Source organism: Erwinia sp. L03-1 (assembly GCF_058686115.1).
The window spans coordinates 449,887-465,450 of record NZ_CM178762.1 but is presented as its reverse complement, the minus strand read 5'-3'; the positions used below and the strand labels follow the sequence as shown (position 1 = coordinate 465,450).

The 15,564-nt window shown below is 53.8% G+C and carries 12 protein-coding genes; 10 read left to right on the top strand and 2 right to left on the bottom strand.

What is annotated here, in order from left to right:
* Window positions 1-4: 4 nt before the first annotated feature.
* The 9 genes from kdsC (at window position 5) to npr (ending at window position 6,117) form a co-directional block, all read left to right on the top strand.
* Entirely contained in the window at window positions 5-571 is a 567-nt protein-coding gene (kdsC, locus tag AC4PCC_RS02150) for a 3-deoxy-manno-octulosonate-8-phosphatase KdsC (protein ID WP_067705960.1), read from the top strand.
* On the top strand, window positions 568-1,143 hold the full coding sequence (gene lptC / locus AC4PCC_RS02145) for an LPS export ABC transporter periplasmic protein LptC (protein ID WP_067705958.1): 576 nt from the start codon (window positions 568-570) through the stop codon (window positions 1,141-1,143). The genes kdsC and lptC overlap by 4 nt, the downstream gene beginning before the upstream one ends.
* Window positions 1,115-1,663 (top strand): lipopolysaccharide ABC transporter substrate-binding protein LptA, encoded by a 549-nt coding sequence (lptA, locus tag AC4PCC_RS02140; RefSeq protein WP_067705954.1) that lies wholly within the window; start codon window positions 1,115-1,117, stop codon window positions 1,661-1,663. The genes lptC and lptA overlap by 29 nt, the downstream gene beginning before the upstream one ends.
* Complete coding sequence (lptB, locus tag AC4PCC_RS02135) at window positions 1,663-2,388, top strand: LPS export ABC transporter ATP-binding protein (protein ID WP_067705953.1); 726 nt, start codon at window positions 1,663-1,665, stop codon at window positions 2,386-2,388. Before lptA ends, lptB begins: the two co-directional genes overlap by 1 nt.
* A gap of 48 nt (window positions 2,389-2,436) precedes the next feature.
* The gene (rpoN, locus tag AC4PCC_RS02130; RefSeq protein WP_492126242.1) at window positions 2,437-3,867 is read left to right on the top strand and encodes an RNA polymerase factor sigma-54; all 1,431 of its coding nucleotides are present in this window, start codon (window positions 2,437-2,439) and stop codon (window positions 3,865-3,867) included.
* A gap of 22 nt (window positions 3,868-3,889) precedes the next feature.
* The gene (gene hpf / locus AC4PCC_RS02125; protein ID WP_067705950.1) at window positions 3,890-4,177 is read left to right on the top strand and encodes a ribosome hibernation promoting factor; all 288 of its coding nucleotides are present in this window, start codon (window positions 3,890-3,892) and stop codon (window positions 4,175-4,177) included.
* A gap of 220 nt (window positions 4,178-4,397) precedes the next feature.
* The gene (gene ptsN / locus AC4PCC_RS02120) at window positions 4,398-4,877 is read left to right on the top strand and encodes a PTS IIA-like nitrogen regulatory protein PtsN (RefSeq protein ID WP_067705949.1); all 480 of its coding nucleotides are present in this window, start codon (window positions 4,398-4,400) and stop codon (window positions 4,875-4,877) included.
* A gap of 116 nt (window positions 4,878-4,993) precedes the next feature.
* Complete coding sequence (gene rapZ, locus AC4PCC_RS02115; RefSeq protein WP_067705946.1) at window positions 4,994-5,848, top strand: RNase adapter RapZ; 855 nt, start codon at window positions 4,994-4,996, stop codon at window positions 5,846-5,848.
* Window positions 5,845-6,117: a PTS phosphocarrier protein NPr gene (gene npr / locus AC4PCC_RS02110; RefSeq protein ID WP_067705944.1), complete on the top strand. Its 273-nt coding sequence runs from the start codon at window positions 5,845-5,847 to the stop codon at window positions 6,115-6,117. The genes rapZ and npr overlap by 4 nt, the downstream gene beginning before the upstream one ends.
* A gap of 65 nt (window positions 6,118-6,182) precedes the next feature.
* Here npr and mtgA read toward each other — a convergent pair whose 3' ends face one another.
* Window positions 6,183-6,899: a monofunctional biosynthetic peptidoglycan transglycosylase gene (gene mtgA / locus AC4PCC_RS02105; protein ID WP_492126241.1), complete on the bottom strand. Its 717-nt coding sequence runs from the start codon at window positions 6,897-6,899 to the stop codon at window positions 6,183-6,185.
* Between the two features lie 918 nt (window positions 6,900-7,817).
* On the bottom strand, window positions 7,818-10,163 hold the full coding sequence (gene arcB, locus AC4PCC_RS02100; protein ID WP_492126240.1) for an aerobic respiration two-component sensor histidine kinase ArcB: 2,346 nt from the start codon (window positions 10,161-10,163) through the stop codon (window positions 7,818-7,820).
* A gap of 931 nt (window positions 10,164-11,094) precedes the next feature.
* On the opposite strand from arcB, the gene gltB reads away from it, so the two are divergent.
* Complete coding sequence (gene gltB / locus AC4PCC_RS02095) at window positions 11,095-15,555, top strand: glutamate synthase large subunit (RefSeq protein ID WP_492126239.1); 4,461 nt, start codon at window positions 11,095-11,097, stop codon at window positions 15,553-15,555.
* Window positions 15,556-15,564: the final 9 nt, after the last annotated feature.

Here is a 15,564-nt window from a genome sequence, read left to right as displayed (position 1 = left end):
CATAATGAGTACATCCGCAGGCTGGGTTGAAACCTGTTACGGCGCGGTAAGCGCAGACGTGATGTCGCGCGCCCGGGCGATTGCATTGCTGATTTGCGACGTGGACGGCGTTATGTCCGATGGCGTCATTTATCAGGGCAATAATGGCGAGGAGCTGAAAGCGTTTAACGTACGCGATGGCTACGGTATTCGCTGCCTGCTGACCTCTGACGTGGAAGTGGCTATTATTACCGGCCGCAAAGCAAAGCTTCTGGAAGATCGCTGCGCCACGCTAGGAATTACACATCTTTACCAGGGTCAGTCTGATAAGCTTCTGGCCTTCCGGGAACTTCTGGATAAACTGTCGCTAACGCCGGATCGAGTGGCCTATATTGGCGATGACCTGATCGACTGGCCGGTAATGGCAGAAGTGGGCCTTAGCGTAACCGTCGCAGATGCTCATCCGGTACTGCTTCCGCGTGCAGATTACGTCACTCGCCTTGCGGGTGGGCGCGGAGCGGTACGAGAAATTTGCGATCTGATTTTAATCGCCCAGGACAGATTTGATGAGGCCAAAGGACAGTCTGTATGAGTAAAACAAGGCGTTGGATTACGCTACTGCTGGCCCTGGTGGCTATCGTACTGATCGGCTGGAATATGGCCGATAACGATAAGGGCAATGCCCCGGCGGCGGCAAACGGGCTGGAGCCGACCTATACCAGTGAGACCTCAAATACGGTGGTGTATAACCCCATGGGGGCGCTGAGCTATAAGCTGGTTTCCGATAAGGTGACTTACTTTTCGCAGGATGGCGTGAGCTGGTTTGATAATCCGCTTATGACGACCTATGACGAAAACAAAATCCCAACCTGGTCCGTCAGAGCGGATAAAGCCAAACTGACAAATGATCGGATGCTGTACCTGTATGGTCACGTTGAGGTTAACAGCCTGACGAAAGATGCTCAACTCCAGCGCATCAAGACCGATAATGCCGTGGTCAACCTCGTAACGCAGGATGTTACGTCAGAGGATCAGGTAACGCTTTATGGCAGTAGCTTTAACTCTTCGGGCATGAAGATGCGTGGGAATTTACGGAATAAAACTGCCGAGTTGATTGAAAAGGTCAAAACCTCCTATGAAATTCAAAATGAAAAACAACCTTAAGCTCATCACGCTCAGCTTGCTGCTGGCCGCAAGCCTGCCGGCGTTTGCCCTGACGGGTGACTCCAATCAGCCGGTTAACGTCTCTTCCGAAAACCAGTCGCTGGATATGCAAAGTAACGTCACCACCTTTACCGGGAATGTGGTGGTCACTCAGGGGACCATTAAAATTACCGCGGACAAGGTTGTGGTGACCCGTCCCGGCGGCGACAGTAAAAAAACCATCGTCGATGCCTGGGGCAACCCGGCGACCTTCTACCAGATGCAGGATAACGGCAAACCGGTGAAGGGCCACGCGCAGAAAATGCATTACGAGCTGGCGAAAGACTTCGTTGAGCTGACCGACAACGCCTATCTTGAGCAGCTTGATAGTAATATTAAAGGCGATCGCATCACTTACCTGGTTAAAGAACAGAAAATGCAGGCCTACGGCAGCACCGGTAAACGCGTGACCACCGTACTGGTACCGTCACAGCTTCAGGATAAAGGCACTCCGTCAACCGGACAGAAAAAGAGTAATTAATGGCTACTTTAATTGCGGAAAACCTGGCGAAGGCCTACAAAGGCCGTCGCGTGGTGGAAGATGTCAGCCTGCAGGTTAAATCAGGCGAAATTGTGGGCCTGCTGGGCCCGAACGGCGCGGGTAAGACCACCACCTTCTATATGGTGGTCGGCATTGTGCCCCGCGATGCAGGCCGCATCGTCATTGATGATGAGGATATCAGTATCCTGCCCATGCACGCGCGTGCGCGTCGCGGGATAGGCTATCTGCCTCAGGAAGCCTCCATCTTTCGCCGTCTGAGTGTGTATGACAACCTGATGGCGGTACTGCAAATTCGTGACGATCTGACCACGGAACAGCGTGAAGATCGCGCCAACGAGCTGATGAATGAATTCCACATCGATCACCTGCGCAACAACATCGGCCAGGCGCTGTCCGGTGGTGAACGCCGCCGCGTTGAGATCGCCCGCGCGCTGGCAGCCAATCCAAAGTTCATTCTGCTGGATGAGCCCTTTGCCGGTGTCGATCCGATTTCCGTTATTGATATCAAAAAGATCATCGAACATCTGCGCGACAGCGGTCTGGGCGTGCTGATCACTGACCACAACGTTCGCGAAACGCTGGCCGTTTGTGAACGCGCCTATATCGTCAGTCAGGGCCATCTGATTGCTCACGGTTCCCCGGAAGAAATCCTGGCAGATGAACAGGTTAAACGCGTCTATTTGGGAGAAGAGTTCAGACTCTGATAAGGTGTTCAGACCGGGTAAAATTTTTGAGGAATTACTATCCTGAATATGAAGCAAGGTTTGCAACTCAGGCTTAGCCAACAGCTTGCCATGACGCCACAGCTGCAACAGGCCATTCGTCTGCTGCAGCTCTCTACGCTTGAACTACAGCAGGAAATACAGCTGGCGCTGGAAAGTAATCCGTTGCTTGAGCAAACCGACATTCATGAGGAAGTTGACGCTCAGGAGTATGAGGAGAAAGAAGCGCTGGATACACGGGAGGCGCTTGAGCAGAAGGATATGCCAGAGGAGCTTCCGCTCGATGCCACCTGGGATGAGATCTATACCGCAGGCACTCCCTCTGGCACCGGGTCCGACTATCATGATGATGAACTGCCGGTCTATCAGGGGGAAACCACCCAGTCGCTTCAGGATTACCTGATGTGGCAGGTTGAACTGACACCCTTTAGCGAAACCGACCGCGCCATTGCCACTTCGATTATTGATGCGGTTGATCCCACCGGATATCTGACGGTGACGCTGGATGATATTCAGGAAAGCATGGGCAATGACGATGTCACCATGGAAGAGGTCGAAGCCGTGTTGAAACGGGTGCAGCGCTTCGATCCCGTTGGCGTCTGCGCGCGCGATCTTCGCGACTGCCTGCTGGTTCAGCTTTCCCAGTTTCCCGATACGCCCTTCCTGAAGGAAGCCCGTCTGATCGTCAGTGAACATCTTGATTTGCTGGCGAATCACGATTTTCGCAGCCTGATGCGCGTCACCCGGCTGAAGGAAGAGGTGCTGAAAAGCGCGATGCAGCTGATTCAGTCTCTCGATCCGCGTCCGGGCCAGTCGGTCAATACCGGCGAGCCCGAGTACGTCATTCCCGATGTACTAGTGCGTAAAGTCGGTCAGCGCTGGAGGGTGGAACTCAACGCAGACAGCGTGCCGCGCCTTAAAATCAATCAGCACTATGTTTCGCTGGGCAGCGCTAATCGCAGCGACAGCGACAGCCAGTTTATCCGCAGTAATCTTCAGGAAGCGAAATGGCTAATCAAAAGTCTTGAGAGCCGTAATGATACGCTGCTGAAGGTCACCTGCTGTATCGTTGAACAGCAGCAGGCTTTTTTTGAACAGGGCGAAGAGTTTATGCGCCCGATGGTGCTGGCAGATATCGCGACCGCCGTTGATATGCATGAATCAACCATTTCACGCGTGACCACCCAAAAGTATCTGCACAGCCCACGAGGGATCTTTGAACTCAAATATTTTTTCTCCAGCCATGTGAACACCGAAGGCGGAGGCGAAGCCTCCTCAACGGCAATCCGCGCGCTGGTGAAAAAATTAATCTCGACGGAGAATCCCGTCAAACCTCTTAGCGACAGTAAGCTGACCACCCTGCTCTCCGATCAGGGGATCATGGTAGCCCGCCGTACCGTCGCGAAGTACCGAGAGTCTTTATCCATCCCGCCTTCGAATCAGCGTAAGCAACTGGTCTGAACGAACAGATAAGGAAGAAAGCATGCAACTCAATATCACTGGGCTAAATGTTGAAATCACCGATCCCCTGCGCGAATTTGTTACCACCAAATTTGCTAAGCTGGAGCACTATTTCGACCGGATTAATCAGGTTTATATTGTTCTTAAAGTCGAAAAGGTTACGCAGATAGCCGATGCGACCCTGCATGTGAACGGCGGTGAGTTGCATGCCACCTCGGAAGAAAAAGATATGTACGCGGCGATTGACGGCTTAGTAGATAAGCTCACTCGCCAACTCAATAAACATAAAGATAAGTTAAAACAACACTAAATTCACTCAGGCATTGATTCTTTTTTCGCCACCCTTATGTAGAGTAAGAACGTGACGTAAGATTGACCGGCCCGTACTCTGATTATGGGGTACGGGCTGTTTGATCATTAAGGCATGCTGTAGTCGGTCGGGCGTTTTCGATACATCGCTAACCTGTGCTCAGTGATGCAAAAGATGACACCTTTTGCCAGGCGGAAGTGAACAAGTAAGTGAACCCATTATGAACAATGACTTAACACTGGAACTGAGCACTGTACTAAGCCTCTCCTGCACCCGAAGCGGCGTACACTGTCAGAGTAAAAAGCGGGCGCTGGAGATTATCAGCGAGCTGGCGGCTAAGCAGCTGAACCTGCCACACCAGACCATCTTTGAGGCTATCCTTACGCGTGAACGTATGGGAAGTACCGGGATTGGCAACGGTATCGCCATCCCGCACGGCAAGCTGGTGGAAGACACCCTGCGCGCGGTAGGCGTCTTTATCCGGCTCGATCAGCCCATCGCCTTTGATGCCATTGATAATCAGCCAGTGGATCTGCTTTTTGCCCTGCTTGTTCCGGCTGACCAGTGTAAGACGCATCTGCATACCCTTTCTCTGGTAGCCCGACGTCTGGCGGATAAAACGATTTGCCGCCGCCTTCGCGCGGCCCAGACTGACGAAGAGCTGTATGAGATCATGGCAGAGGGCCATGAGGAGACCTAGCTTGCATGCAGCTGATGTCCGTCGGCTGATTGGATGAATGTTGTGAGGGCTGAAAGGAGACGAATGTCCGGCGCGACACCTCTCTTTCAGTCAGCGGCAAATCAGGAGAAAACGTCATGGTGCTGATGATTGTCAGCGGTCGATCCGGTTCCGGTAAGTCCGTCGCGCTGCGCGCGCTGGAAGATATGGGCTTTTACTGCGTGGATAATCTGCCCGTGGTCCTGCTACCGGAACTGGCGAAGTCTCTCGCCGACCGCAATATGTCAGCGGCGGTCAGTATTGATGTACGCAATATGCCTGAATCGCCGGAAGTGTTCGAAAAGGCGCTAACCAGTCTGCCCGAGAGCTTTTCGCCGCAGCTGCTGTTTCTGGATGCCGATCGCAATACCTTAATTCGCCGCTACAGCGATACGCGACGACTGCATCCGCTCTCCAGTAAGAACCTCTCCCTTGAGAGCGCCATAGACGAAGAGAGCGACCTGCTGGAGCCGCTACGCTCGCGCGCTGACCTGATTGTGGATACGTCCGAGATGTCCGTGCATGAGCTGGCAGAGATGCTGCGTACGCGCCTGCTGGGCAAGCGCGAACGCGAGCTGACCATGGTGTTTGAATCCTTTGGCTTCAAACACGGTATTCCCATTGATGCCGATTACGTTTTTGACGTGCGCTTTCTGCCGAACCCGCACTGGGATCCCAAGCTGCGCCCTATGACCGGGCTGGATCGTCCGGTTGCGGCGTTTCTTGACCGCCATACCGAAGTACACAATTTTATTTACCAGACCCGTAGCTATCTGGAACTGTGGCTACCGATGCTGGAAACCAACAACCGCAGCTACCTGACCGTGGCGATTGGCTGTACCGGCGGTAAGCATCGCTCGGTCTACATTGCCGAACAGCTGGCTGATTATTTCCGCTCGCGCGGCAAAAACGTTCAGTCACGCCATCGCACGCTGGAAAAACGCAAATCATGACCGTCAGACAAACCGTTGAAATTAAAAATAAGCTGGGCATGCATGCCCGCCCGGCGATGAAGCTCTTTGAGCTGGTGCAGAGCTTTGATGCGGAAGTGCTCCTGCGTAACGAAACGGGCACCGAAGCCGAAGCAAGCAGCGTTATCGCCCTGCTGATGTTGGATTCTGCCAAGGGACGGCAAATTGAAATCGAAGCCACCGGCCCGCAGGAGGTGCAGGCGCTGGCGGCCGTTATTGAGCTTTTTGACGCAGGTTTCGACGAGGATTGACCCTTTTGGCAGAGTCCTCTTAATGGGCGGAAAAGTCCTTTCACGCCCATTAAGATCGGATACAGTTACAGCTTCTGCTGCCGGATAAACTCCTCTCCCCCTAGCTGACGCATCTGCCGCAGGATCCACTGCTGACGCTGAAGGATATAGCCTGAAGGATGGTCAGCCCGAAAGCGTATTGGGTTAGGCAGCACGGCGGCAAGAAGCGCCGCTTCTGACATGGTCAGACGGCTCGCAGGCTTGTGGAAGTAACGCTGGGACGCCGCTTCCACACCAAAAACGCCCTCGCCAAACTCCGCTACGTTCAGATAGACCGTAATAATCCTTCTTTTCGACCAAACTGTTTCAATACCCACGGTGAGCATCGCCTCTAACCCCTTCCGCAACCAGCTACGTCCATCCCACAGAAAGAGATTCTTAGCCGTCTGCTGAGACAGGGTAGATGCCCCTCTCATATGACTGCTTTCACTGTCCAGCACGGACTGAATGGCCTGCACGTCGAAGCCCCAGTGGGTGGGAAAGGTCTGATCCTCGGAGGCGATGACCGCCAGAGGCATCCAGGAGGAGACTTCATTTCTGGAAACCCATTCGGAGTGGGCAACATAGCCAAAGTCGCCGCTTAGCCAGGCACTTACCTGCCGCTCCGCCATCACGGCGGAAAAGGGGACGGGTAAAAAAGAGAACAATAAAATTCCCGCTATCCAGGCGCCAAAAACAGTCAATAAAATACGGGTAAGCCATAATCTGCCGCGCCGGGCAATCGATCGTTTTCGCTGGCTCATAAAATTAACTCCAATTCTGTCTTATCTATTTTAGTAAAAAACCTTAGTTCAAGCCGTAACGCGAAGGCGTAATCCACTTTACTTTCCCGTAGGATATTTGAGTCTTAATTCGCCTCTTTGTAGGACTTTATCCGAAAATGCCCCAGCGGCTTCAACCACTTCCGCACAAAAGGAATCGGTTCCATGCGCCAGAATTGTGCATCCTGGGCTGCCTGTAATCGAAATAAGTATGGCTAATGCTTAAAAATAAAACATTAATTTTACTTAACACTTTAATCCTTAAGCTTTGCTAATTCGTGCTAATCCTTATCCGCATCAGGCATAAGCATTAACAATTGCCCCGTTGTCCCGGTGGCATGGCCCAGCCAATTTTGTTAAGATAATTCGACAGCTAGCCCGTTTTTAATCGCTAAAATCTTACTCTTAAGTTTTGAAAAGTTTCCTGCTCTTCTGATAATAGGCCGAGACCTGCATCTCATAAAAAATAAGATTTACAGCCAGTTAAATATTTATCAGGCGATTGATTTTTTTTTAGCAACGGTGCTAGCGCTCGTACAGGGTCTGGGATAGAGGATGTAAATCAATTCCACACAAAAACTGCCACAAACGTTCAAATTTACATCAATAAGGCGTTAAAATTCATTCCAGGCTTGACTGTATCATCAAATTAATGTTTCCTGTCTGCAAACGCCGCTCCACTTCACAGATTTTAATGAATCTGGTAACATGTGATGTAGGATTTGCTACAGTAGTTGCTAAGTATGATGCAAGATTTAGTTATACCAGTAACGAACCGTTGTAACGTAGCGTTTTAACCAATACCGCGCCTGTGCTTAATACTCTTACTTTTAGAATTGCGCAGGTTACCCTTTTCCCTGGTGTTGGCGCAGTATTCGCGCACCCCGGCTTCGGTCGGGGTCATTTTTTTTCAAGACTACTCACCCATTCCCGTAATACTTCAACGTCGTGCCGCCACTCAAGCTTCAGCTCGTCCACCCACTCCTGTACGTTGTCCCACCAGGCTGGCAGTTCCGGGCTTTGAATCTGTTTGGCAATATGCTGTAAATGAACCAGGCCTACCGATCCCGCAGCGCCTTTGATCTTATGTCCTTCCTCGGCAATGCCTTTTTGATCCCGCGCCATCATGTTTGAGTCCAGCACCGCCAGATAGCCCGGCATCATTTGCTCGAACATCTCAAGGCTTTGAACAATAAGCTGTGGGCCTACCAGTTCAATGTATTGTTGCAGCATATCGATATCCAGCAAAGCCAGCTTTTTCTCGTCCACGACACTCTCCTGTCGGTCTTCATCAGCCGTCTGCTGCTGCTGAGAATCCCAGTATTTTTGAATGATGGCCGTCAGGGCAGGTACGGCCAGCGGTTTACTTAAGACATCATCCATACCCGCATCCAGGTAATCTTTTTTGTCCTTAAGCACATTGGCGGTCAGAGCCACCAGCGGCGGCAGGCGCTGACCGGCAAAACGCTGCTGGATATGACGTGCGACATCCAGCCCGGTCATATCAGGAAGCTGGATATCCAGCAGAACCAGGTCAAATTCATCGGGATCGAACATCGCCAGCGCGGCTTCACCGGTCATTGCCACCTCAACGCTGTTACCGAGTTTCTCCAGCACCGACCGTGCCACGACCACATTCAGTTCGATATCCTCGACCAGCAGCACGTGCAGGGCCGGGAGCGGCATATCCTCCGACGCCTGCTGTTCAGAAACCTCCTCCGTGATGCGCGGCGCGTTGACGGTCAGGGTAAAGCAGGAGCCCGCGCCGGGGGTGCTGCGAACGGTAATGTCTCCGCCCATGCTTTGCGCCAGACGCCGTGAGACCGCAAGACCAATGCCGGTCCCCGTTGCCGGTTTGCCGCCGTGCTGATCCTTCACCTGGTAGTACATGGCGAAGATTTTATCCTGCTCATCCTGCGGGATCCCCATCCCCGAATCTTCCACCTCAAACCGCAGGCAGGTTTCACCCGGGCAGGAAACCCGTACGACAATACTGCCCTGCTGAGTGAATTTCACCGCGTTGCCAATCAGGTTCCATAAAATCTGCCGCAGCCGGGTACCATCGGTCACGATTTTTTGCGGCAGCGGCAGCTCAGGCTCCAGTAAAAACTGGAGTCCCTTTGGCTGTACCAGCAGGCCAGAAAGATTTTCAAGATCGGCAAGGAAACCGGTGAAATCCACCGGCTGGTTGTCCAGCTGCACTTTACGCCGCTCAATTTTGTCCATCTCAATCACGTCATTGAAAATGTTGCCCAGCGTGATGGCCGAGACGTGGATCGTTTTAAGGTAGTTAAGCTGTTCAGGGTTAAGCCCGGTATCCAGAAGAATACGGCTGAGACCGACAATGCCATTAAGCGGCGTACGAAGCTCGTGGCTGATCGTAGAGATAAAGGTGGTCTTTTCCCTGCTGGCGTTCTCTAACGCGTCCTGGTAGCGCTTACGCTCCGTTATATCGCGTCCAAAGCCCATTAGTCCGCTGCGTTTACCCACGCGGTCATAATAGGGGACCTTGCGAATTTCAAAACAGGCCTTACGCCCATCGGGGTATTGCAGCCACTGTTCGTAGGTCAGAGAAACGTTATGGCGGAAGACTTTATCGTCCGTTTCCAATACTTTAGTCGCCGCATCCTCGTCATATACGTCGCGCGGCGTAAGGCCGATAAGCAGCTTCTCACTCATTCCGGTTAGCAGTTCCATTGCGCGGTTACAGCCAGAAAATTGCTGATCGATGTTGCGATAGAACACCAGGTCAGGAGAGGCATCAAGGAATGAGCGCAGGAAGGAGGATTGTTGCTCAAGTTCAATTTGCGCCTGCTCGCGGCGGGCCATCTCTTCTTTCAACCGATCAACCACCAGCAGGCGGGCCTCTTCGGCCTTAATGCGATCCGCTATTTCATGATTAAGCTGGCTGATGTTCTCTTTCATCTGCTGATTGAGTTCCAAATCGCGATGGCGCATCTCCTCCAGCTTATCCACCAGACGGGAAAGACGCTGCCGCGACTCTTCCAGCTGTTCCACCACGACAGAAAGAAAATAGACCGCCCAGGGGGTGATCAGCAGGCCAAAAAAGACCGAGCGGACAATATCTATGCTTTCCACATGGCCGCGCAACACCATCGTGACCGCCATCTGCACGATCATCGCCAGCACCACCAGCGCCGACGCTAACAGCAGCGAGAAGCGCACCAGCCCCAGTTTCACCATCAGGTCAACGTAGTACTGGGCCAATAAACGAATTTGTTTCATAAAAGATCCCTTCCAGATCGAAGGCGCTAATCATACCGTAAAAGTGTCAGGTACGTAGGCGTTGGGCAGCAGAAGGTCGGCGCACTCTGTTGGTGCAGCCCGGAGGCTGTCGAAGAGGCAGCGCCCCTCCCGGGAGGTCAGCCGCGCGTCACCTGGCGACACCAGATGCGGCGACTGATATAAAGCATTTACGCTTAAAGCTATCCCTGATAGCGAAGCTCCTGTTACGGAGTTCGGGAGGAGTGAAATGCATAATTGAGACGAAAAAAACGTGGCCATTTTTTTCCTGAGACGTGATGCCATAGCGCCACGGCGTGAAAGGGGTCAAAAAGCGAGGGGCCGCCAGAAGAATAACAATTCAATAAAATTATCTAACTATTCATTCCGTGACAATTAATTTTGCTTATCCAGCCCGCCTATTTTATTCAAATATGCGTTAGCGTTAAAAACAGTGCGTTCCAAGGCTTAGGCCTGCTTTACCAGCATTTCCTGCTAGCAATAGCCCTGGCCCCAGCATGGTGCAGAGATTTCCCCCCTGCACTACAGTGATACAGCTCACACTTCACCCTGCATAGTCCCTGATAAGAGTGGCAGAAAAACATGTAAAAAAAAGCCATTTATCAAAAGGTTATTCCATACAAGCGTGGTAAAGCAGCCTGTAAGCCACCTTGTTGACCTGAGTTCGCTTTCCCGATAAGTTGGAAATCCGCTGGAAGCTTTCTGGATGGGTATTCTACCCGTCATACTTATGCAGTTATAGAGACTCCCTCTGAAGCAAGTTCTCAACGCTTGCAACACCGACGCTAACGGAAAGATATAGAGGGGCGACAAAAAGGGTGAGCCTGGCTCGTAAAACCTGTCGCCATGCCCTTTCTACGTCTGACCACCGTCGGCGCAGGGAATCCCGCAGAGCCTGGGGAGGTTCACTATTATGTTGTACGATAAATCCCTTGAAAAGGATAACTGTGGTTTCGGCCTGATCGCCCACATAGAAGGCGAACCTAGCCATAAGGTAGTGCGTACCGCTATCCACGCACTGGCCCGTATGCAACACCGTGGCGCGATCCTTGCTGACGGCAAGACCGGCGACGGCTGTGGCCTGTTATTACAGAAACCCGATCGTTTCTTTCGCGTTGTAGCCGCCGAACGTGGCTGGCGTCTGGCGAAAAACTATGCGGTTGGCATGCTGTTTCTGAACCGCGACGATGAGCTGGCTCGTGAAAGCCGCCGCATTGTCGAAGAGGAGGTTCTGCGCGAAACGCTGTCGATTGTTGGCTGGCGTGAGGTGCCCGTGAATGAGGAAGTGTTGGGTGAAATTGCCCTCTCCTCTAAGCCGCGTATTGAACAGCTGTTTATCAATGCGCCCGCCGGCTGGCGCCCGCGCGATATGGAGCGCCGCCTGTTTATGGCGCGCCGTCGTATTGAAAAGCGCATCGACGACAAAGAATTTTACGTTTGCAGCTTCTCTAACCAGGTCAATATTTACAAAGGCCTGTGCATGCCGACGGATCTCCCTCGCTTCTATCTGGATCTTGCCGATCTGCGACTGGAGTCGGCCATCTGCCTGTTTCATCAGCGCTTCTCGACCAATACCGTGCCGCGCTGGCCGCTGGCTCAGCCGTTCCGCTATATGGCGCACAACGGTGAAATCAATACCATTGCCGGTAACCGCCAGTGGGCAAAGGCCCGCGCCTATAAATTCAAAACCCCGCTGATCCCCGATCTGCAGGATGCCGCCCCCTTTGTTAACGAAACCGGCTCGGATTCCAGCTCCATGGATAACATGCTGGAGCTGTTCCTGAGCGGAGGGATGGATCTGATCCGCGCCATGCGCCTGCTGGTGCCACCGGCCTGGCAGAACAACCCGGATATGGATCCTGAACTGCGGGACTTCTTCGATTTCAACTCCATGCATATGGAACCCTGGGATGGCCCGGCGGGTATCGTCATGTCCGACGGGCGCTATGCGGCCTGTAACCTTGACCGTAACGGCCTGCGCCCGGCGCGCTACGTCATTACCAAAGATAAACTGATCACCTGCGCTTCAGAAGTGGGGATCTGGGACTATCAGCCGGATGAGGTGATTGAAAAAGGACGCGTTGGCCCGGGCGAACTGATGGTCATTGATACCCGTGCGGGGCGTATTCTGCACTCTGCCGAAACTGATAACGATCTGAAAAGCCGTCACCCTTACAAAGAGTGGATGGAGAAAAACGTTCGTCGCCTGGTGCCATTTGAAAACCTGCCTGACGACCAGGTTGGCAAGCGCCTGCTGGATGATGATCTGCTGGCAACCTTTCAGAAGCAGTTTGGTTACAGCGGTGAAGAGCTGGATGCCATTGTCCGCGTACTGGGTGAAAACGGTCAGGAGGCCGTCGGCTCCATGGGCGATGATACGCCTTTTGCCGTGCTCTCCAGCCGCCCTCGCGTGATTTACGATTACTTCCGCCAGCAGTTTGCCCAGGTTACCAATCCGCCTATCGATCCGCTGCGTGAAGCGCACGTGATGTCACTGGCCACCAGTATCGGTCGTGAGATGAACGTGTTTTGTGAAGCAGAAGGCCAGGCACACCGCCTGAGCTTCAAATCACCGATCCTGCTCTACTCCGACTTTACCCAGTTAATCAGTCAGGAAGAGGAGCACTATCGCGCCGACAAGCTTGACTGCACCTTCGATCCGGCCGAGTCGTCGCTGAAGGAGACCATCCTCGCGCTGTGCGACAGAGCGGAAGCCTTAGTCAAAGGCGGCACGGTGTTGCTGATCCTCTCCGATCGCGGCATCAGTGAAACACGCCTGCCGGTGCCAGTGCCCATGATCGTGGGGGCGATTCAGACCCGGCTGGTGGATAAAAGCCTGCGCTGCGATGCCAACATCATTGTTGAAACCGCCAGCGCGCGCGACCCGCACCACTTTGCCGTCCTGCTCGGCTTTGGCGCGACCGCAATTTATCCTTATCTCGCCTATGAATCACTGGCGAAGATGGCGGACGCGGGCGTCATTAATAAAGACTACCGCACCCTGATGCTTAACTACCGTAACGGCATCAACAAAGGGCTGTATAAGATCATGTCCAAAATGGGCATCTCAACCATCGCCTCCTATCGCTGTTCTAAGCTGTTTGAGGCCGTAGGCCTGCACGGTGATCTCTGCGATCTCTGCTTCCAGGGCGTGGTCAGCCGAATCAGCGGCGCTACTTTTGCCGACTTCCAGCAGGATTTACTTAACCTGTCTAAACGTGCATGGCTGAAGCGCAAACCGCTGGATCAGGGTGGGCTACTGAAATATGTCTACGGTGGCGAATATCACGCTTACAACCCTGACGTGGTGGCCACGCTGCAAAAAGCCGTGCAGAGCGGCGAATACGACGATTATCAGCAGTATGCGAAGCTGGTAAACGAGCGTCCCGTGGCCGCCCTGCGCGACCTGCTGGCGATTAACGCCGGCGACAGCACCGCTATCAGCGTTGATGAAGTGGAACCCGCCAGCGAGCTGTACAAGCGTTTTGACACCGCGGCGATGTCTATCGGCGCACTCAGCCCTGAAGCCCACGAATCGCTGGCTGAGGCCATGAACAGCCTGGGTGGCTACTCTAACTCCGGTGAGGGTGGTGAAGATCCGGCGCGCTACGGCACCAATAAAGTCTCGCGTATTAAACAGGTGGCCTCAGGGCGTTTTGGCGTGACGCCAGCCTATCTGGTTAATGCGGACGTGATTCAAATCAAAGTGGCACAGGGCGCGAAGCCAGGCGAAGGCGGCCAGCTACCCGGTGATAAGGTCACGCCATACATCGCCAGGCTGCGCTATTCTGTGCCCGGCGTAACGCTGATTTCACCGCCGCCTCACCACGATATCTACTCCATTGAGGATTTGGCCCAGCTGATTTTCGATCTGAAGCAGGTCAATCCGAAAGCGATGATTTCGGTCAAACTGGTCTCTGAACCGGGCGTCGGCACCATTGCCACCGGCGTGGCCAAAGCCTATGCGGATCTGATTACCATCGCGGGCTACGACGGCGGCACCGGTGCCAGCCCGCTCAGTTCGGTGAAATATGCCGGCTGTCCCTGGGAGCTGGGCCTGGTCGAAACCCAGCAGGCGCTGGTGGCAAACGGTCTGCGTCACAAGATCCGCCTGCAGGTCGATGGTGGTCTGAAGACGGGGCGCGATATCATCAAAGCGGCCATTCTGGGCGCGGAGAGCTTCGGTTTCGGTACTGGCCCGATGGTGGCGCTGGGGTGTAAATACCTGCGTATCTGCCATCTGAACAACTGCGCAACGGGCGTGGCAACCCAGGACGAAAAGCTGCGCAAGAATCATTATCATGGCCTGCCTTACCGCGTAACCAACTACTTTGAGTTTATCGCGCGTGAAACCCGTGAGCTGATGGCGGAGCTGGGCGTGAAGCGTCTGGTGGATTTGATTGGCCGGACCGATCTGCTGACCGAGCTGGAAGGCTTTACCGCCAGGCAGCAGAATCTGGATCTCTCTGCTCTGCTGGCCACCGCTGAGCCGATGCCGGGTAAAGACGTATTCTGTACCGGCAGCAATCCGCCGTTCGACAACGGCGCGCTTAACAAGGCGCTGCTCGACTGCGCCATGCCCTTTGTGGAAGCGAAGCAGTCCAAAACCTTCTGGTTCGATATTCGTAATACCGATCGTTCCGTCGGTGCGACGCTGTCAGGTGCGATTGCGCTTCTTCACGGCGATCAGGGGCTGGCTTCCGATCCGATCCGTGCGCACTTCAGCGGCACGGCAGGCCAGAGTTTTGGCGTGTGGAATGCCGGCGGCGTCGAGCTGACCCTGACCGGGGACGCTAATGACTACGTGGGCAAAGGCATGGCAGGCGGAATGCTGGCCGTGCGTCCACCGATGGGCTCAGCCTTCCGCAGCTTTGAAGCGACCATCATCGGTAATACCTGCCTGTACGGTGCAACTGGCGGCAAGCTATTTGCGGCGGGTCGCGCCGGTGAGCGTTTCGCCGTACGTAACTCGGGCGCAATTACCGTGGTTGAAGGTATCGGTGACAACGGCTGTGAATATATGACCGGCGGTATTGTCTGCGTGTTAGGCCGCACCGGGGTGAACTTCGGCGCAGGGATGACCGGCGGCTTTGCTTACGTTCTGGATGAGGACGGCGAGTTCCGCAAACGCGTTAACCCGGAACTGGTTGAAGTGTTAAGCGTGGACGATCTGGCAATTCACGAGGAGCACCTGCGTGGCCTGATCACCGAGCATGTTCAGCATACCGGCTCGTCCCGCGGCGAAGAAATTCTGGCTAACTGGCCAGCCTGGTCGTCTAAGTTCTCACTGGTTAAACCGAAATCCAGTGATGTGAAGGCATTGTTAGGTCACCGCAGTCGTTCCGCAGCGGAGCTGCGCGTGCAGGCGCAGTAAGAGGTCACT